Source organism: Streptomyces fractus (assembly GCF_049844455.1).
Classification (GTDB): domain Bacteria; phylum Actinomycetota; class Actinomycetes; order Streptomycetales; family Streptomycetaceae; genus Streptomyces; species Streptomyces fractus.
This window is the reverse complement of sequence record NZ_JBMYHI010000002.1, coordinates 4,695,096-4,714,129: the sequence shown is the minus strand read 5'-3', so window position 1 is coordinate 4,714,129 and position 19,034 is coordinate 4,695,096. Positions and strand designations below refer to the sequence as shown.

Here is a 19,034-nt window from a genome sequence, read left to right as displayed (position 1 = left end):
CTGCGGGACTGCTGCGTACTGCCAGGGGAGGCCATTCGGAGGACTCTCACCCCACCCAACGGATCCTACGGGGCATGCATTCCCGACGTGCCCGGGCACACCTAGCGAGTGTTCTTGGGCGCCCCGGAGCCGTGGTCGTAATCGTGCTTGTACAGCAGCGTGCCGGCTGAGGAGGAGGACGAGCCGACACAGGAGGAATCGATGACGAAGGCCGTGACCCGGTGGGCCGGGTCGGTCTTGTGGGGCAGCACGACGAGGTAGGCCTTCTTCCCGTCGTACGTGCCTGTCTCCGCGGCGAGGGGGTCCTCGTTCCGGTGGGTCCCGAGCTGGATGCACGAGGGAACCGAGACGACCCGCTTCTGCATCGGCGCCTTGGTGTCCTGCGTGGTGGGGCCCTCTTGTTCCGTGCTGAGCGTCGAGGGGCTGCCGAGTAGCGTCGTGACCTTCGTCTCCAGCGTGTCCTTGGCGAAGGTCGACGCGCTGTGGCCCTTTCGCGCGACCGGTGAGCCGCCCTCGTCGTTCTGGATGAGCAGCGCCCCCACACCGATCGCGGTGACCGTCAGGACGGCCCCGAGTACTGCACCGGTGCGACGACGGCTGCCGCGTGCCTTGCGCCCCGGGCCGGTGGCTCCGTGCGGGTGCCCGGCAGGACGGTCCGTCGCGGTCGATGTTTCACGTGAAACGGAACCCGTCTCACGGTCCCCTTCGAAGGACAGGGCGGCATCGATGCGGCTCGCGATCTCCTCCGGCATCCGTGGCGGGGCCGATACGGCACCGAGCGTGCCCCGGATCTCTTCCAAGGACGCGAGGACGTCGGTACAGAGCGCACAGCCGTCGAGGTGCTGCTGGACATCGGTCGTACGGGTGGGAGGCAACAGGCCCTCGGCGAGTTCGGAGAGTTCAGTGACCTCCGGGTGCTCTGCCGTGTCGGTCGTGGATGTCACGCTCGCCCACCTCCGCCCTTCACCGCAGTCGAATCGCCAGGTCCTGTCTCGTCACGAGGTCCCGCTGCGGGTGGGACGGATGCCCCCTGCGCCCGGTTCCTTCCAGGGGGCGGGTTCTCGCCAGCTTCCCGGCTCCCGCCCTCCGTGCGGAGGTGTGTCAGGAGCGGAAGCAGTTTGGCGCGGCCGCGTGCGCATCGGCTCTTGACCGTGCCGGTGGGCACGTCGAGGATCCGGGCGGCCTCGGCGACCGGATATCCCTGCATGTCGACGAGGACGAGGGCCGCGCGCTGATCGCTGGGCAGGACCGAGAGCGCCTCCAGGAGCTGACGGTGCAGATCGCCCCGCTCGACGGGGGCGTCAGCGGACTCGTGCGGTTCCAGGAGCTGGTCCAGGCGGTCGGCGTCGTCCACGGGCGAGGTCTTGCGCGAGGCCATCTTGCGGGCCCGGTCCAGGCACGCGTTGACGGTGATGCGGTGCAGCCAGGTCGTCACCGCGGACTGGCCGCGGAAGGTGTGAGCGGCGCGATAGGCCGAGACCAGCGCGTCCTGCACCGCGTCCGCGGCTTCCTCCCGGTCCCCCAGGGTCCGCAGGGCCACGGCCCAGAGCCGGTCGCGATGGCGCCGGACGAGTTCACCGAAGGCGTCCTTGTCGCCGGCGACGTGACGGGCGAGGAGGTCCTGATCGTTCGCTTCGCCGTAGGCGTCGTCCACTGTCGAACCCCCTCCCCGTAGTGCGCGCCATGTCCGTCAGCCGGTGAACTCCACATCGGTGATGCCCTGCTTGAAGCCCGCGCCGCTGTAGCCATCCTGGCCTGCGTGGGGCAGAGCGGTCAGCCAGACGAGCAGATAGCGCGTCTTGACCGGGTCATTGGACGTGATCTTGGCGGAGGTGGTCCTCGAATCCGTCTTGGGCCCGATCTGCTTCAGGCCGGACACCGAGCCCGGATCGAGGGACGGCGAGGCGTACAGGGAGACCGTGGTGTGGTCGCCGCCGTATCGGAGCCCTATCGAGGCGGCCGACACCTTCTTGGCGGAGCCGAGGTCGTAGACGATGCCGACGCCGGGCTTGATGACCATCTTCGGGCCGTCGACGAAGGACTTGGTCCGCCAGTACGTCGACGGGCTGTTGTCGTACGTCTTGCCGACGTCGCCCGGAGCCTGGGCGTCACCTTCGGCGACGAACTCCTTGGCGCTCTCGATGGAGATCGGCTTTGCGTCCTGCTTGCCGCCCTTGCCGCTGTCGTCCGAGGTGTCCGTGGATCCGGAGCTGCCCGAGTTGCCACGGTCCATGAGGGCGTCCGCGAGCTGCCAGCTGCCCAGGCCGAGGGCGGCGATGAGCAGCGCGGAGACGGCCCACTTGAGGGCCTTGCCGGTACGGCTCTGCAACGGGGGCGGCGGCGTGGGGACGGGCTGGGTGGCGAGTGGGGCGGTGCGGCCGTAGCTCCCCTGCTGGTACGTGGTCCGCTGGTACTCCGGGGGCGCCGTGAAGGCGGGCTCCGGCGGCCGGATCCTGGGCATCTCGCCGATGGCCTTCACCAGGTCCTCCGGCGTGGTGCACGGCGGCTCCTGGCGGGACGCGGTCGCCCCGTCGTTGGCCAGTGCGCGCATGGAGAGCTCCGCCAGACCTCGGTGGACGCCCGCGCGCACCTGGTCGGGGGCGATGAGGCCGACGCCCTTGGGTAGCCCCGAGAGGCCGTAGGCGTCGTCCTCGTACGGCCAGCGCTGGGTCAGGGAGGCGTACAGGAGGGCGCCGATCGCCTCGGTGTCTGCGCGCTGCGGGGTGTCGCAGGTGATGCCGCGCAGCGCCGCGTTCACGGCGAGGCCGCGGATGCGCCACTGCCCGGTGGAGGTGCGCAGCACGGCGCTCGGCGTCAGGCGCAGGTGGGCGAGGCCCTCCCGGTGGGCGGCCGCCATGGCGTGGGAGACCTGGTTGACCATCTGGTACGCGTCGTGCGCCTCAAGGGGGCTGAGGGCGAGCAGGGCGGTCAGTTCCGTGGCGTCGGGCAGCCACTCGTGGACGACGTAGACGAGATCGTTCTCCTCGACCGCGTCCAGCACCTGCACGAAGCGGGGGTCGCCCAGGAGGGCCGAGGAGCGGGCGGCGGCGAGCACCGACCGGCCCCTGGGGTGGTCGGCGGGCAGGATGTGCACACCGACGGCGCGGCGGAGCTTCTCGTCCACCGCACGCCAGCTGCTGAAACCGTCCAGACGGGTGACGCACTCCTCGAGCCGGTAGCGTCTGGCGAGCTTGTGACCGCTGTGCAGTTCGGGCGGCGACGCGGCGCCGGGGCTCATATGAGTCCCCGTCTCCGCGGTGTCCACGGCCTCCTCGCGCTCCGGCGCGTCCTGCTCCCCGATATCGGCCACCCCGTCGGCCGTGGCCTGCTCCGCCTTGTCCGCCTTGGCGGTCAGCGGCTCATCACCGCTGTTGTCGGCCACGCCGACGGCAGCCGTGCTCCGTTCCGCCACCGTCGTTCCTGCCTCCCCATCCGTTGCACTCACTCCGACGCCAAACCCAATTGTGCCCACAGTCCGGCGCTATGCACGACACGCGATGGCCGCCGATGGTTGCACGCGCTTGCGGCCGAGTCAGCGGCCGAGACGACCGCGGACCATGCCGACCAGCGAATTCAGTTCTTCGATCCTCATCTTGCGGGCTGCCACGTAGAAGACTCCGAGCAGCGCCGCACTGCCCACGACCAGTGCCGCGATCGAGCCGAGCACACCGTGGCCCAGCGCCTGCGTGACCGCGTACCCGATTCCGCCGCCGACGACCGTCGCCGGCAGCGAGGCGAGGCAGAGCCGGGCGTAGGTACGGACGACGTGCGGGCCGTCCAGGTCGCCGCCGAGCCGATTGCGCAGCCGCCGCCAGGCCACACCGACGCCGATCGCGTAGGCGATGCCGTACGAGAGTGCCATGCCGACGACGGCCCACTGCGCGGGAAGGATCAGGTAGCAGATGCCTGCTGCGGCGGCGTTGACCGCGGCGACGATGACCGTGTTGTAGAAGGGCGTGCGTGTGTCTTCGTACGCGTAGAAACCGCGCAGCACGACGTACTGCACGGAGTACGGAATGAGGCCGATACCGAACGCCATGAGGATGTAGCCCATGGACTGGGCGGACTCGACTCCGCTGGACCCGAAGAGCAGGGTGCAGATCGGGACGCCGAGCGCCACGAACATGAACGAGATCGGGACGATCGCCACGGCCGAGGTGCGCAGACCGGAGGAGATGTCGTCACGGACCGCGCCGGGGTCGCCGTCGTGGGCGGAGCGCGAGATGCGCGGCAGCAGGGCGGCCATGACGGAGACGGTGATGATCGCCTGCGGCATGCCCCAGATCAGCTGCGCGTTCGAGTAGCCCATGATGCCCGCGCCGGCCTGGCCGGATGCCTTGCCGGCCGCCGTGGCGAGCTGGGTGACGACCAGGACGCCCGCCTGGTTGGCGAGGACGAACAGGACGGTCCACTTGGCGAGCTTCACGGCCTTGCCCAGGCCGTGGCCTCTCCAGTCGAAGCGCAGGCGGAACCGGAAGCCGGTCTCGCGCAGGTACGGGATCATCGCGAGGGACTGCACGACGAGGCCGAGCAGGGTGCCGATGCCGAGGAGGCGGATGCCCTCGTCCGGGATGGTCGTGACGCCCATCTGTGAATCGGCCGCGGTCCCGTAGACCCAGATGAACAGGCCGAAGGTGAAGATCATGACGATGTTGTTGAGGACCGGGGTCCACATCATCGCGCCGAACTTCCCGCGTGCGTTCAGGATCTGGCCCATCACCACGTGGATGCCCATGAAGAAGATCGTGGGCAGGCAGTAACGGGCGAAGGCGACGCCCACGCTGTTGGCGTTCGCGTCGCCGGCGACCGTGTTCGACATCAGCTGGATCAGCAGGGGTGCCGCGAAGACGACGACCGCCGTGATGGCGGCGAGCGCCAGCATGACCAGCGTGAGCAGGCGGTTGGCGAAGGCCTCGCCGCCGTCCTCGTCCTCCTTCATCGCGCGCACCAGCTGCGGCACGAACACCGAGTTCAGACCGCCGCCGACGGTGAGGATGTAGATCATCGTCGGAAGCGTGTACGCGACGGTCCAGGTGTCACCGAGCAGTCCGGCGCCCAGCGCCGCGGTGATCACCATGGTGCGGACGAAGCCGGTGAGGCGGGACACCAGCGTGCCCGCCGCCATCACCGCGCTCGACTTCATGAGGCTGGAGGCGCGGCCGCCCTTCTTCGCCGCGGGCGCCGGGGCCGGGGTGGCGGCCGGCGGTGGCGGGGGCTGTGGAGGACCGAGCTGCGTGGTCGGGTTGTCGACGGGCTCGGCCGGCGGGCGGGCCCCGCTGTGGCCGGGCTGCTGGTCGCGGTACAGGTGCGCGAAGGCGTCCGGTTCGTGGCTCTCCTCCGCGGAGTGCGTCACCAGGTCGTCGACGCCCACGAACTGTGTCGTACGGGCGTCGTCGCCGTACGGCAGGTGCTGTGTGGGGCCCGCCGGCTCCGGCGCGGGCGTCTGCGCCCACACGCGGGGGTCGGGCTGGTACTGCTGCGCGGGCGGCGGCGCGTACAACGGCTGCTGCGCCGGCTGCGCGCCCGGAGGCGGCGGGGGGTGCGCGGCGCGGTCGTACAGCGCCTCGGTCACCGGGTCCTGGGCGGTCAGGTCGTGCGCCCGGTACGGATCCTGCTCGTACGCGTCCTGAAGGTACGCGTCCTGCGGATACGCGTCGGGAGCAGGCTGCGGCGGCGGCACCTGTCCCTCGGGCTGTGGTGAACCGGCGTACGGCCGGCCATCGCCCGAGGCAGAGCCGCCCGAGCCGTGGCCACGCTCACCGTCGTACGGCGCGTTCATGGTTACCCCACCTCATCGTCCCCGGCCCAGCGGCCCCGACATCGCTCAACGGTCCACTCTCTCACCCGTTCCCGACGGGTCCGTGCTTTCGGGAGCGGTGTCAGCCGTCGGGTCACTCGGCTGCTGCGGAACGTCTGCCCGTGCGGTGTCGGCCGGATCGCCGTCCGGCTCGTCGCCCTTGTCGTCGTCCGCGGCCACGGAGTCGCCCTCAGGGGCGTCCTCGGCGGGCTGCGCGGCGGCGGCACGCTTGCGCTGCTGGTACATCCGGTACCCGGCCAGGACGAGCAGCAGGACACCGCCGGCGATGACGAGCATCACGGTCGGGGTGACCTCGGTGACGTCGACCTTGAAGGCGAGCGGTTGGCCATAGGGCGCACCGTCCTGGGTGTACAGCTGGGCGTGCACCGTGATCGGGCCCGTCGCCTTGGCCGTCGTCGTGAACTTCACGGACTGGCTGTGCCCGCTGGCGATCTTCACTTCCTGGTCCTGGAAGGTGTCGCCGCCGATCTTGAGGCGGGTGCCGTTGCCCGACGTGAGGCGCAGCGTCAGGTGGTCGACGTCCTGCCACAGGTTGTTCTGCACCGACACCGGGATCGTCGCGCTGCGCCCGGAGAGCTTCACCTCGGACTTGTCGATCAGCGCCACCTGTTCGGTGAGGCCCGACAGATAAGAGGAGACGCCGTCGCGGAAGTTCCCCGAAGTGCCCGACTCCGTGCGCCACGACGTCGACATCTCCCGGTCCATCGCGCGCCCGAACGGCGTCACCACGCGGGACTGGTCGGTGAGGACGACCTTGAAGTTCTCGAGGTCGCGCTGGGTCGCCTGGATCTGCTCGAAGGCCGACTGCGGCAGCTCCTGCCTGCGCAGCGACGCGGGGTACGCGTTCGGGACACGCGTGGTGGCCCGGGGGTCGGGCTTCGCCTTCGCGGCGGCCGACAAGGTCTGGGACTGCGACCAGGTCCCGTCCTGCAGCGCGTGCAGCGCCTTGGCCATGGTCTGGGCCTGGCTCGCGGTGGGCATGCGCTGAGGGGCCACGACGACGCTGCGCTGCTTCTGGGTCTGCTTGTTCAGCATCAGGGACTGCGCGAGGAACTTCTGCACGGCGAGCGTGGAGTTCTCGGCGCCTGTCATGTCGCCCTGGAACGCGGTCGACAGGCGGCCGTCGGCGACCACGGCAGAGGCGCCACCGCCGATCGGACGGGCGGCGGACGGCGTGTACGTCAGCCCGCCGGTCTCCGGGAAGTGGTCGCTGCGCGCGATGATCTTGTCGGCGCCCGCGGACGTGGCGACCTTGACGATGTCCCGGTCGACGGCGCCTTCCGCGGGCCACGCGTACGACGTGTCCGGCTTGGTGTGCAGGATCGTCTGCACGGTCAGCGTGGCGGCGTCCGTGGCGTCCTTGAGGTGGCCGAGGGAGCCGGTGACCTTCGTGCCCGTGTGCGCGAGCGACGCGAGGTCCGGGTCGGCGAACGGAAGCGTGACCACCTTCTGGCCCTGCACGGCGGTCTCCAGGTCGCTCAGCCACTGCTTGGCGTCCGCCTGGTTCCTGCCCGACCTGAGCTTCCCGCCGGGGCCCTTGACCTTGTACGGCTCCGTCATGGCGTCGACCGACGCCAGCAGGTCGGGGTCGATCACCCAGGTCACGTCGAGATCGCTGCCGAGGGCCAGCATCTGCTGGAGGCGGCCGCCCGGGCCGATCTGCTTCGCCAGGTCGTTGTCGTCGAAGACCGGCGTCTGCTGTTCGTTCGCGCCCGTCTCGGCGGTGAGGTGGGAATCGGAGATCAGCGGCCACAGGGCCGTCGTCTTCGTGGTGGTGTCGGCTTCGCTCGGCTGCCAGGGCAGGAAGGTCCGCTGGATGCCGAGTGTCTGCTGGTACGGCTGCGCGGCCGTCTGTCCCATCAGGGCGACGCTGAGCTGGTAGACGCCGTCGGCGCCGAGGTGCAGGGCCTTGACGGGGACGGACAGCTTGAAGTCCTGCGCGACGCCGGGCGCCAGCTTGGCGAACTTCTTGCTGTACTTACCGGAGACCTCGCTGCCGTCCGCGGCGCCGCCCGTACCGTTCTTCGCGGCCTGGTCGACGGCTGTGCGGCCGCTGTAGGACGTGCCGACCCGCAGGCCCGCGTGGGCGCCGGTGACCGTCTGTTTGCCCTTGTTCGTCACCGTGCCGCTGACCGTCACCGTGTCGCCGTCCGTCGGCGCGCTGGGCGAGAGGGAATTCACGGCCACGTCGACCGTGCTGGTCCCTGTCGCGCCCGGGGCGGCGGCGGCCGGGGCTGCGGCAGGCAGCAGCGGCAGCGACGCCAGGAGCGGCGCAGCCGCGAGCAGGGCCCCGGTGCGCCGCAGCAGTCGCCGGGCAGGTGAGGGACTCACCGTTGGGAAGTCTGCCGCCTCGGCCACGTGGTCGTCCGTCCCTCGTCGTCGTCGGTGGTCGCAGATGTGTCCACGCATGGTAACGAGGAGCACTGTGGCTGAGTGCCACGGTCTGCCCGGCATGATCGTGGGGGCAACAGTAGGGGGCCGCCGATGGACTCCTGTCGCGGGCCCGGCAAACGGTTCGGCCCGGGCCGCCCGGGCCACGTACCCTGTCCTGTTGTGCCGAACGCCAATGAAGACAACCCCAGCACCCTGAGCCAGGTGCAGCACCGCGCGGTCAGCGAGCTGCTGCGGGTCTCGCCTGTCGCAGACGACCTCGCCCGTCGATTCCAGGAGGCCGGGTTCTCTCTTGCCCTGGTCGGTGGTTCGGTGCGGGACGCACTGCTCGGCAGGCTCGGCAACGACCTGGACTTCACCACGGACGCCCGTCCCGAGGACGTGCTGAAGATCGTTCGGCCGTGGGCCGACGCGGTGTGGGAGGTCGGGATCGCGTTCGGCACCGTCGGCTGCCAGAAGGACGCCCGCGTCGGAGAAGCTGATCATCGCTTTCAGATCGAGGTCACGACCTACCGCTCCGAGGCGTACGACCGCACCTCGCGCAAGCCCGAGGTGTCGTACGGCGACTCCATCGAAGAGGACCTCGTCCGCCGGGACTTCACCGTCAACGCGATGGCCGTGGCGCTCCCCGAGAAGGAATTCATCGACCCGCACGGCGGCATCAGGGACCTCTCCGAGCGGGTGCTGCGCACGCCCGGCACACCGGAGGACTCCTTCTCCGACGACCCGCTGCGGATGATGCGGGCCGCCCGCTTCGCCGCTCAGCTCGACTTCGAGGTCGCTCCTGAGGTCGTCGCCGCCATGAAGGCCATGGCGGGGCGCATCGAGATCGTCTCCGCGGAGCGTGTACGTGACGAGCTCAACAAGCTGATCCTCTCCGCGCACCCGCGCAAGGGCCTGACGCTGCTCGTTGAGACCGGTCTGGCCGATTCCGTGCTGCCCGAACTGCCCGCTCTGCGCCTGGAGCGTGACGAGCACCACAGGCACAAGGACGTCTACGACCACACGCTGATCGTGCTCGAGCAGGCGATGGCGTTGGAGACCGAGGGCCCCGATCTGACGCTGCGCCTCGCCGCGCTGCTCCACGACATCGGGAAGCCGCGCACCCGCCGCTTCGAGAAGGACGGCCGCGTCTCCTTCCACCACCACGAGGTGGTCGGCGCCAAGATGACGAAGAAGCGCATGACCGCGCTCAAGTACCCCAATGACCTGGTGAAGGACGTCTCGCGCCTCGTCGAGCTGCACCTGCGCTTCCACGGCTATGGCACCGGCGAGTGGACGGATTCCGCGGTACGTCGGTACGTGCGGGATGCGGGGCCGCTCCTCGGCCGGCTGCACAAGCTGACCCGTTCCGACTGCACGACGCGCAACAAGCGGAAGGCCAACGCTCTTTCGCGTGCGTACGACGGTCTTGAGGAGCGCATCGAGCGGCTTCAGGAGCAGGAGGAGCTGGACTCGATCCGGCCCGACCTCGATGGAAACCAGATCATGGAGATCCTCGACGTCAGCCCGGGCCCGGTGATCGGGCAGGCGTACAAGTTCCTGCTGGAGCTGCGCCTCGAGAACGGACCGATGGAGTACGACGCGGCAGTGTCGGCGCTCAAGGAATGGTGGGCCGACCGCTCTCAGGACTGAGACGTGCGGAACGCGTAGGGCTCTGTTTCACGTGAAACAGAGCCCTACGCGTATCTGGGGAGGGCGATGTTTCACGTGAAACGCCGCCGCCCGCGCAGCGTCAGAGTGGTCGCTGCGTAGAGGACCGCCACCAGGACCACCAGGGGGACCGAGCGGCCGTCCGGCGGAAGCATCAGGGCCGCCACTCCGGCCGCGCCGACGAAGGAGACGTTGACCAGTACGTCGTAGACGGAGAAGATCCGGCCGCGGAATCCGTCGTCGATGGAGGACTGGACGACCGTGTCGGTGGCGATCTTCGCGGCCTGTGTGGTCAGGCCCAGGACGAACGCGGCCACGACGATCGGCGCGGGTTCAAAGGTGAGCCCCAGGGCGAGTTCCAGTACGGATGCGGTGCCGGCGCAGAGGGCGATCCACCCGGCCGCGCCGAACCGCCGCGCGGCTGCCGGGGTGATGACCGCCGCAACGAAGAAGCCGACCCCCGAGACGCCCATGGCGAGGCCGAGCAGGGCCAGCCCTTCGGACTCCGTCGATGACCATGCGTACCGGCACAGCATGAGCACCATGACGAGCAGGGCGCCGTAGCAGAACCGCATCACCGTCATCGCGGCAAGTGCGCGTGCTGCGGGTGGACGCGAGACGAGGTGCCGGACGCCGGCGGCGAGATCCCGCGCGGTGCCGGCCAGTGCGACCCCCAGGCGCGGCTGGATCAACTCCGAATCAGGGCCGAGCAGTTGAGCGTCCATGCGTAGGGAGGCGAGCGCGGCACACAGGTACAGCAAGGCCCCGATGAGTACCACCGCGGCGTCCGAGTCGGCCGCGATCAGGCGGACGGCGAAGGCGAGGCCTCCGCCCAGCGTGGCCGCGAGTGTCCCCGCGGTCGGTGAGATGGAGTTGGCCATGACGAGGCGCTCCGCGTCCACGACACGAGGCAGTGCGGCCGAGAGCCCGGACAGAACAAAGCGGTTGACCGCGGTGACGCACAAGGCGGACGCGTAGAAGAGCCAGTCCGGGGCGTGGCTCAGCATGAGAGCGGCCGTCACGGAGGCGAGCAGCACCCGCAGCAGGTTGCCGTAGAGGAAAACCTGACGGCGTCGCCAGCGGTCGAGGAGGACGCCCGCGAACGGGCCCACAAGGGAGTACGGGAGCAGCAGCACGGCCATGGCCGACGCGATCGCGGCGGGCGAGGTCTGCTTCTCCGGCGAGAACACCACGTAGGTGGCGAGCGCCACCTGATACACGCCGTCCGCGCCCTGGGAGAGCAGCCGCAACGTCAACAGACGCCGAAAATCGTGCAGGCGCAGAAGTACGCGCAGGTCACGGACGACAGACATGGGGCACAGCCTCACACATGAGGCGGGCCCCCGGCTCGCACAAGGTGTGCGAGCCGGGGGCCCCAACAGCCTTCAGGAGGTGGGTGTTTCACGTGGAACACCCGGACCGTCCTTCAGGACAAGGTCAGCGCTCGACCTCGCCCTTGATGAACTTCTCGACGTTGTCGTAGGCCTCGTCGTCGAAGTACTGCACCGGCGGGGACTTCATGAAGTACGAGGACGCGGAGAGGATCGGGCCGCCGATGCCGCGGTCCTTGGCGATCTTCGCGGCGCGCAGGGCGTCGATGATGACACCCGCGGAGTTCGGGGAGTCCCAGACCTCGAGCTTGTACTCCAGGTTCAGCGGGACCTCGCCGAAGGCACGGCCCTCAAGGCGGACGTACGCCCACTTGCGGTCGTCGAGCCACGCGACGTAGTCGGACGGGCCGATGTGGACGTTGTTCTCGCCCAGCTCGCGGTCGCGGATCTGCGAGGTGACGGCCTGCGTCTTCGAGATCTTCTTCGACTCGAGGCGGTCGCGCTCCAGCATGTTCTTGAAGTCCATGTTGCCGCCGACGTTGAGCTGCATCGTGCGCTCAAGGCGGACACCGCGGTCTTCGAAGAGCTTCGCCATCACGCGGTGCGTGATGGTCGCGCCGACCTGCGACTTGATGTCGTCACCGACGATCGGGACGCCGGCCTCGGTGAACTTGTCCGCCCACTCCTTGGTGCCGGCGATGAAGACCGGGAGGGCGTTGACGAACGCGACCTTGGCGTCGATGGCGCACTGGGCGTAGAACTTCGCCGCGTCGTCGGAGCCGACGGGCAGGTAGCAGACGAGAACGTCGACCTGCTTGTCCTTGAGGATCTGGACGACGTCGACCGGGGCCTCGGGGGACTCCTCGATCGTCTCGCGGTAGTAGCGGCCCAGGCCGTCGAGCGTGTGGCCACGCTGGACCTCGACGCCCTTGTTCGGCACGTCGGCGATCTTGATGGTGTTGTTCTCGGAGGCGCCGATGGCGTCCGAGAGGTCCAGGCCTACCTTCTTCGCGTCGACGTCGAACGCGGCGACGAACTCGACGTCACCGACGTGGTAGTCGCCGAACTGTACGTGCATCAGGCCCGGGACCTTCGTCTCCGGGTCGGCGTCCTTGTAGAACTCGACGCCCTGCACCAGCGAGGCGGCGCAGTTGCCCACGCCGACGATGGCTACGCGAACCGAACCCATTCCGGTTGCTCCCTGTGTGTACTCGGTGAAGCCCTGACCGGGCTTCACGTGGCGGTGTCGTCGGACGGATCCGGCCGGGTGCTGTCCCGGTGCCGGGGCAGGCCGCCCGTCTCTCCAGATGTGTCCTGCTGAGCCGCGTCCCCCGGGCCGGAGCCTCGTTGGTCGCGGCCCGCGCGCTCGCTCTCGATGAGCTCGTTCAGCCAGCGCACTTCGCGCTCCACGGACTCCATGCCATGCCGCTGCAGCTCGAGCGTGTAGTCGTCCAAGCGCTCGCGGGTGCGGGCGAAGGAGATGCGCATCTTCTCGAGGCGCTCCTCCAGACGGCTGCGTCGGCCCTCGAGGACGCGCATGCGCACGTCCCGCGACGTCTGTCCGAAGAAGGCGAAGCGCGCGGCGAAGTGCTCGTCCTCATATGCATCGGGGCCGGTCTGCGAGAGCAGGTCCTCGAAGTGCTCCTTACCTTCCGCCGTCAACCGATAGACGATCTTGGCGCGACGCCCTGCGAGTGGAGCCGCGGGGGTGTCGTCGGGTCCTGAGCCCGATTCCTCGATCAGCCAGCCGTTGGCGACCAGCGTCTTGAGGCAGGGGTACAGCGTCCCGTAGCTGAAGGCGCGGAAGATTCCGAGTGAAGTGTTGAGTCGCTTGCGCAGCTCGTAGCCGTGCATCGGGGACTCGCGGAGCAGGCCGAGTACGGCGAACTCGAGGATGCCGGAGCGTCGGCTCATCGTCGCCTCCTCTTCTGCCGCGGTCCCTGTGTCGACTCTTTATGTCGAGCTGATGTATCGACTCGATACATCCCGACGATAGAACTGCTCTTCGGCTGCGGCAAGTGCGATCACGGTGAACGGCGTCACATCACTGATTCGTAGGAATCGAGTTGCCTGATTTGGGGTGAAGTTCGGCCCTAGGAGGGTTTTGACGGTGCGTAGTCTGTCCGCCATGCAGACCACCGGGAACCGAGTGACGCCTGTGAGCGTCGTCGTCCCCGGTGTAGTGCGGGTGAGTGCCGAGAGGGGCGCATCCGTACTCCGGGGGGACCGGAAACCAGACGCCGTTTCCAGGCGCGCGACCTCGCGCCTGCCCGAGGAGTAGTCGTTCGATGAGCGAGCACCGTCGCAAGCCGCCGCAGCCGCAAGGCGGTGGGCGCGCCGCGGCCCGTCGCGGAGCATCCGGAGCACCATCGGGCCGCCGCGCGGCACCGCGTGGAGGTTCGGCCTCGCCCTCCGCTTCCTATGACCCCCCGAGTTCAACGAGCCCGCACGGGAGTCCGGAGGAGGACCGCCCGTGGGGCGGTCGCGCCGAAGCACGTAGAGCGGCTCAGCGCGGTAGCCGGCGCAAGTCGTCAGGTGGCGCCGGAGGCGGCGGAGGTCGCCGCGGTGGTGGCGGCCCCGGCGGCCCCGGGGGCCCGTACGGCGCGGGGCACGGCGGCCCGGAGAAGAAGAGGTTCGTCGACTATCCGCGTGCGTACAAGCACGGCTGGCGGCGTTGGGTACCGTCCTGGCGCCTGGTGACCGGCATGTGCGTCGGTCTGTTCGGCAGCATGATGGTCGCGGCCGGTATCGCGTACGCGTTGGTGGGCGTGCCCGACCCGGCCAAGACGGCGACCGCGCAGAACAACGTCTACTACTGGTCCGACGGATCACAGATGGTCGCCACCGGTGGCGAGACCAACCGGCAGATCATCAAGTACGAGGACATCCCGAAGTCCATGCGCTACGCCGTCATGTCGGCGGAGAACAAGACGTTCGAGACGGACAAGGGCGTCGACCCGATGGGTATCGCCCGTGCCGTGTTCAACATGGCCAAGGGCGGCGAGACGCAGGGCGGCTCGACCATCACCCAGCAGTACGTGAAGAACGCGATGCTGGACGACCAGTCCCAGACGGTCACCCGAAAGCTCAAGGAGCTGTTCGTCTCCATAAAGGTCGGCCGGACCGTCGACAAGGACGACGTCATGGCCGGCTATCTGAACTCGGCGTACTACGGGCGCGGTGCTTACGGCATCCAGGCTGCGGCCCGCACCTACTTCGGCGAGGACGCGACGAAGCTGGACGCGAGCCAAACCGCGTTCCTCGCGTCCGTCCTGAAGGGCTCGACGTACTACGACCCGGCGGGCGCGCCCGGCATCGACCCGGTCAACGCGACGCCGCAGAAGAACCGTGAGCGCGCCACGAGGCGTTGGTCGTGGATCCTCGGCGAAGAGGTCAAGGACGGGCGGCTGAGCCAGGCCCGGCGAGCCCAGTTCAAGAGCTTCCCCAAGCTGAAGAGCCCGCGCGCCAACGCGCAGCTCGGCGGCCAGACCGGCTATCTCGTCGACCTGGCCAAGTCGAATGCCGTCAAGAACAGCAACGGCAAGATCACCGAGGACGACCTGCAGAAGGGCGGTTACGAGATTCACACCACGTTCAACAAGAACAAGGTGAAGAAGCTCGAGGACGCCGTGAAGAAGGTCCGCAAGGCGAACCTCGACAAGAACCGCAAGGTCAACGGGAAGTACGTGGACCGGCACGTCCAGTTCGGTGGTGCCTCCGTCAGCCCCAAGACCGGCGCGATCGAGGCCATCTACGGCGGTGAGGACGCCACCAAGCACTTCACCAATAACGCCGATGTCACCGGCGTCCAGGTCGGTTCGACCTTTAAGCCCTTCGTTCTTGCCGCCGCCTTCAAGTACGGCGTCAGGGACCCGAAGGGCCCCGAGGTCCAGGACGAGTCCCAGCGCACGATCGTCTCCCCCAAGAGCCTGTACAGCGGCAAGAACGGGCTCAAGATCAAGGACTGGAACGGGGACATCTGGACGAACGAGAAGGGCAAGCAGTGGAACCAGACCAACGACGGTAAGCAGTCGTACAACAAGCCCAGCTACCAGATCGATCTGCGTGAGGCCATGCGCGAGTCCGTGAACTCGGCCTACGTGCAGCTGGGCATGGATGTGGGTCTGAACAAGGTGCGGGCGGCCGCGAAGAGCGCCGGCATCCTGGACAACAGCTTCGCCGACTCCAACTACCCCTCGTTCTCTCTCGGTACTTCCGACCCCAGTGCGATCCGTATGGCGGGCGCCTACGGAACGTTCGCGACCAGTGGCCAGCAGAACGACCCGTACTCGGTCACGTCCGTCGACCACGAGGGCGAGAACGTCTTCCGGCACGAGACCAGGCCGAAGCGCGCCTTCGACACGAAGGTCGCCGACAACGTGACCGACGTCCTCAAGACCGTCGTCGACAAGGGAACGGGTACGGCGGCGCGGCTGCCGGGCCGTGATGTGGCCGGCAAGACCGGTACCACCGACGGCAACAAGTCGGCCTGGTTCGTGGGCTACACCAAGCAGTTGTCCACCGCGATCACGATGTACCGGATGGACGACAACGAGAAGTCCAAGAACCGCAAGTTCCTGGAGATGTACGGAACCGGTGGTCAGGAGAAGATCCACGGTGCGTCGTTCCCGGCCGAGATCTGGCACGACTACATGGCGCAGGCTCTGAGGGGCCAGCCGAACGAGCCGTTCCCGACGCCGGAGCCCATCGGAAAGGTCGTGGGCGCGACCCCGAGCCCCACGCCCACCCCGTCGGCCACGGAGACTCCGTCGGAGACCGCCTCGCCGACGCCGTCGACCAGCGAGAGCTCGTCGCCGTCCCCGTCACCCACGGAGACGTGCAGCAACTGGGACTGGGCCTGCAAGAACAACAACGGTGGGAACACCGGGGGTACGGATACCGGAGGCGGGACCGACGGCGGTGCGTCGTCGACGCCGAGCGACGGAAGTACCGACGACACCGGAGGCCCGGGCAACGGCAACGGCGGCGGCCTCTTCGGAGGCCCCGACAAGTAGCCGACCTGGCCACAACGCACCGTGTTTCACGTGAAACGCTGCGTGTTCCACGGCGATCGAGGGCCGTCACACCCATCGGGTGTGGCGGCCCTCGCCCCGTTCTCAGCCTCGTACGGCAGGATGTGCCGCATGCCCAGTGCAGAGACGACGAGCGCGAATCCGCAGCAGCCGGAGCAGGAGCCGGATCCGGCTCCTGAGCAGGTACGGCCGACCAGAGAGGACGAGGTCGCGGCCGTCGGGGCTGAGTTCATCGGTGGGCCCATCGGGCGACGAGCCCTGCTCGGGGTCTCCCGGTGGACGCCCGCGCGGGTGATCGCCCTCGTCATGCTCGGCATGTTCGCGCTCGGCATGGTGCAGAAGTTCCCTTGCTACGACGGCGCCTGGTTCTACGGCGCCAGCTCCCAGTACACGCACGCCTGTTACTCGGACATCCCGCACCTCTACCAGGGACGCGGCTTCGCCGATGGCCTCGTGCCGTACTTCGACAAGCTCTCCGGCGACATGGACTACCTCGAGTACCCGGTGCTCACGGGCTTGTTCATGGAGGTCGCCGCGTGGCTGACGCCGGGCAGCGGCTCCATCCAGCACCAGGAGCAGGTGTACTGGATGGTCAACGCCGGGATACTGATGATCTGCGCGGCGGTGATCGCCGTGTGCGTCACCCGCACCCACCGCAGGCGGCCCTGGGACGCCCTGCTGGTCGCTCTGGCGCCCGCCTTCGCGCTGACCGCCACCATCAACTGGGACCTCTTCGCGGTGGCGCTCACGGCGGCCGCGATGTTGATGTGGTCGCGGGGCAGGGCCTTCGCCTTCGGCGTGCTGCTCGGGCTCGCGACGGCCGCCAAGCTGTACCCGGTGCTGCTGCTCGGACCGCTCTTCGTGCTGTGCTGGCGGGCCGGCAGGTGGCGGGAGTTCGGCAGGGCGACCCTGGGCGCCGCCGTCGCGTGGCTGGCCGTGAACCTGCCGGTGATGATGCTGGCGCCCGAGGGCTGGTCGAAGTTCTACACGTTCAGCCAGGAACGCGGAGTCGACTTCGGCTCCTTCTGGCTGATCATCTCCCAGCACCGGGACACGCCCCTCGACACCAACGTCGTCAATACCTTGGCCACGACGCTGATGGTGCTGGCCTGCCTGGGCGTCGCGGCGCTGACGCTCACCGCACCCCGTCGGCCGCGCTTCTCCCAGCTCGCGTTCCTGGTGGTCGCGGCCTTCATCCTCACCAACAAGGTCTACTCGCCGCAGTACGTCCTGTGGCTGATCCCGCTCGCCGCGCTCGCGCGCCCCAAGTGGCGGGACTTCCTGATCTGGCAGGCGTGCGAGGTCGCGTACTTCCTGGGGATTTGGCTGTACCTCGCGTACACGACGAGCGGGGACAAGCATCAGGGGTTGCCCGAGGACGGATATCAACTGGTCGTCGCGGCGCACCTGTTGGGCACGCTCTATCTCTGTGCGGTCATCGTGCGGGACATCTGGCTGCCCGAGCGGGACGTGGTGCGCCGATCCGGCGAGGACGATCCCACGGGTGGCGTGCTGGACGGCGCCAAGGATGTCTTCGTACTGGGGCAGGCGGCTCGTCCGAGGCGACATCGGCATGCCGCCCATGTCTCGGAAGGGCCGGCCGCGGTGGACTGGGGCCGGTCGCCGGGGAGTTCACTCTGAGCGAACCCACTCGTTGAGGGCAACGAAAAGCGGGTCGGGCACCTCATGGGCGCCCGACCCGCTTTCGTGTGTCCTACGTGGACCCGGCACGCTCTACGTAGAGGCGTGCTCAGTGGTCAGCGATCCACGATCCGGTCGAACTGCGTGGTGGTGTGCCGGAGATGGGCCACCAGTTCCTCGCCCACCTGGGGCTCCGGGGCATCGGAGGGCACGAACAGGATCGACACCTGCATGTGCGGCGGCTCGGCGAACCAGCGCTGCTTGCCCGCCCAGACGAACGGCGCCAGGTTCCGGTTCACCGTCGCCAGACCGGCCCGTGCGACGCCCTTGGCGCGCGGCATGACGCCGTGCACGGCCTTCGGGGCCTCCAGGCCCACACCGTGCGACGTACCACCCGCCACGACCACCAGCCAGCCGTCGGAGGGGGCCTTCTGCTGGCGGTAGCCGAACCGGTCGCCCTTCGCCACGCGCGTGACGTCCAGGACGGCGCCGCGGTACTCGGTCGCCTCGTGATCACCCAGCCACAGACGCGTACCGATACGCGCGCGGAAGCGGGTCTGCGGGAACTGCTGCTGCAGGCGCGCCAGTTCGTCGGCCTTCAGGTGACTCACGAACATGGTGTGCAGCGGCAGCCGGGCCGCGCGCAGGCGGTCCATCCAGCCGATGACCTCCTCGACGGCGTCCGTGCCGTCGGTGCGGTCGAGCGGCAGGTGGATCGCGAAGCCCTCGAGACGCACGTCCTGTATGGCGTGCGCGAGCTGCGGCAGGTCCTGCTCGGTGACGCCGTGCCGCTTCATCGAGGACATGACCTCGATGACGACGCGGGCGCCCACCAGGCCGTGCACGCCGTCGACGGAGGAGACGGAGCGGATGACGCGGTCGGGCAGCGGAACCGGCTCCTCGCCGCGCCGGAACGGCGTCAGGACCAGCAGGTCACCGCTGAACCAGTCCTTGATCCGGGCGGCCTCGTACGTGGTTCCGACGGCAAGGACGTCGGTGCCGAAACGAGTCGCCTCTTCCGCCAGCCGTTCGTGGCCGAACCCGTAGCCGTTGCCCTTGCAGACGGGGACGAGCCCCGGAAACTGCTCGAGCACCTGCTTGTGGTGTGCCCGCCAGCGCGCGGTGTCGACGTAGAGCGTGAGCGCCATGGCCGGTCCCGGAACCTTT

At 68.8% G+C, this 19,034-nt stretch carries 12 protein-coding genes; 3 read left to right on the top strand and 9 right to left on the bottom strand.

Features of this window, described 5'->3' with window-relative positions:
- Positions 1 to 101: 101 nt before the first annotated feature.
- From ACP4E5_RS23350 to ACP4E5_RS23330, 5 genes are all read right to left on the bottom strand, one after another.
- Entirely contained in the window at positions 102 to 944 is an 843-nt protein-coding gene (locus ACP4E5_RS23350) for an anti-sigma factor family protein (RefSeq protein ID WP_425831705.1), read from the bottom strand.
- Positions 941 to 1,654 carry an RNA polymerase sigma factor SigM gene (gene sigM, locus ACP4E5_RS23345; RefSeq protein WP_425831703.1) on the bottom strand — a complete coding sequence of 238 codons (714 nt, stop codon included), beginning with the start codon at positions 1,652 to 1,654 and terminating at the stop codon, positions 941 to 943. Before sigM ends, ACP4E5_RS23350 begins: the two co-directional genes overlap by 4 nt.
- Positions 1,655 to 1,690: 36 nt before the next feature.
- A complete protein-coding gene (locus tag ACP4E5_RS23340) occupies positions 1,691 to 3,412 on the bottom strand; it encodes a protein kinase family protein (RefSeq protein ID WP_425831701.1) in 1,722 nt (573 codons plus the stop codon).
- 120 nt (positions 3,413 to 3,532) lie between these two features.
- Entirely contained in the window at positions 3,533 to 5,779 is a 2,247-nt protein-coding gene (gene murJ / locus ACP4E5_RS23335) for a murein biosynthesis integral membrane protein MurJ (RefSeq protein ID WP_425831699.1), read from the bottom strand.
- Positions 5,780 to 5,824: 45 nt separating this feature from the next.
- Entirely contained in the window at positions 5,825 to 8,176 is a 2,352-nt protein-coding gene (locus ACP4E5_RS23330) for a DUF6049 family protein (protein ID WP_425831697.1), read from the bottom strand.
- Positions 8,177 to 8,371: 195 nt separating this feature from the next.
- Here ACP4E5_RS23330 and ACP4E5_RS23325 point away from each other — a divergent pair, with 195 nt between their 5' ends.
- Positions 8,372 to 9,844: a CCA tRNA nucleotidyltransferase gene (locus ACP4E5_RS23325; protein WP_425831695.1), complete on the top strand. Its 1,473-nt coding sequence runs from the start codon at positions 8,372 to 8,374 to the stop codon at positions 9,842 to 9,844.
- A gap of 71 nt (positions 9,845 to 9,915) precedes the next feature.
- Here the strand turns inward: ACP4E5_RS23325 and ACP4E5_RS23320 are convergent, their stop codons facing one another.
- The 3 genes from ACP4E5_RS23320 to ACP4E5_RS23310 form a co-directional block, all read right to left on the bottom strand.
- Complete coding sequence (locus tag ACP4E5_RS23320) at positions 9,916 to 11,175, bottom strand: MFS transporter (protein WP_425831693.1); 1,260 nt, start codon at positions 11,173 to 11,175, stop codon at positions 9,916 to 9,918.
- A 124-nt stretch (positions 11,176 to 11,299) separates the two neighbouring features.
- Positions 11,300 to 12,382 carry an inositol-3-phosphate synthase gene (locus ACP4E5_RS23315; RefSeq protein WP_425831690.1) on the bottom strand — a complete coding sequence of 361 codons (1,083 nt, stop codon included), beginning with the start codon at positions 12,380 to 12,382 and terminating at the stop codon, positions 11,300 to 11,302.
- 44 nt (positions 12,383 to 12,426) lie between these two features.
- Positions 12,427 to 13,107 carry a PadR family transcriptional regulator gene (locus ACP4E5_RS23310; protein ID WP_425831688.1) on the bottom strand — a complete coding sequence of 227 codons (681 nt, stop codon included), beginning with the start codon at positions 13,105 to 13,107 and terminating at the stop codon, positions 12,427 to 12,429.
- Between the two features lie 374 nt (positions 13,108 to 13,481).
- Between ACP4E5_RS23310 and ACP4E5_RS23305 the strand changes: the two genes are divergently transcribed.
- Together ACP4E5_RS23305 and ACP4E5_RS23300 are read left to right on the top strand one after the other, a co-directional pair.
- Positions 13,482 to 16,208 (top strand): transglycosylase domain-containing protein, encoded by a 2,727-nt coding sequence (locus ACP4E5_RS23305; RefSeq protein WP_425831686.1) that lies wholly within the window; start codon positions 13,482 to 13,484, stop codon positions 16,206 to 16,208.
- Between the two features lie 129 nt (positions 16,209 to 16,337).
- The gene (locus ACP4E5_RS23300; protein ID WP_425831684.1) at positions 16,338 to 17,867 is read left to right on the top strand and encodes a glycosyltransferase family 87 protein; all 1,530 of its coding nucleotides are present in this window, start codon (positions 16,338 to 16,340) and stop codon (positions 17,865 to 17,867) included.
- Positions 17,868 to 17,983: 116 nt separating this feature from the next.
- Here ACP4E5_RS23300 and ACP4E5_RS23295 read toward each other — a convergent pair whose 3' ends face one another.
- Entirely contained in the window at positions 17,984 to 19,015 is a 1,032-nt protein-coding gene (locus tag ACP4E5_RS23295; protein ID WP_385759010.1) for an alanine racemase, read from the bottom strand.
- Positions 19,016 to 19,034: the final 19 nt, after the last annotated feature.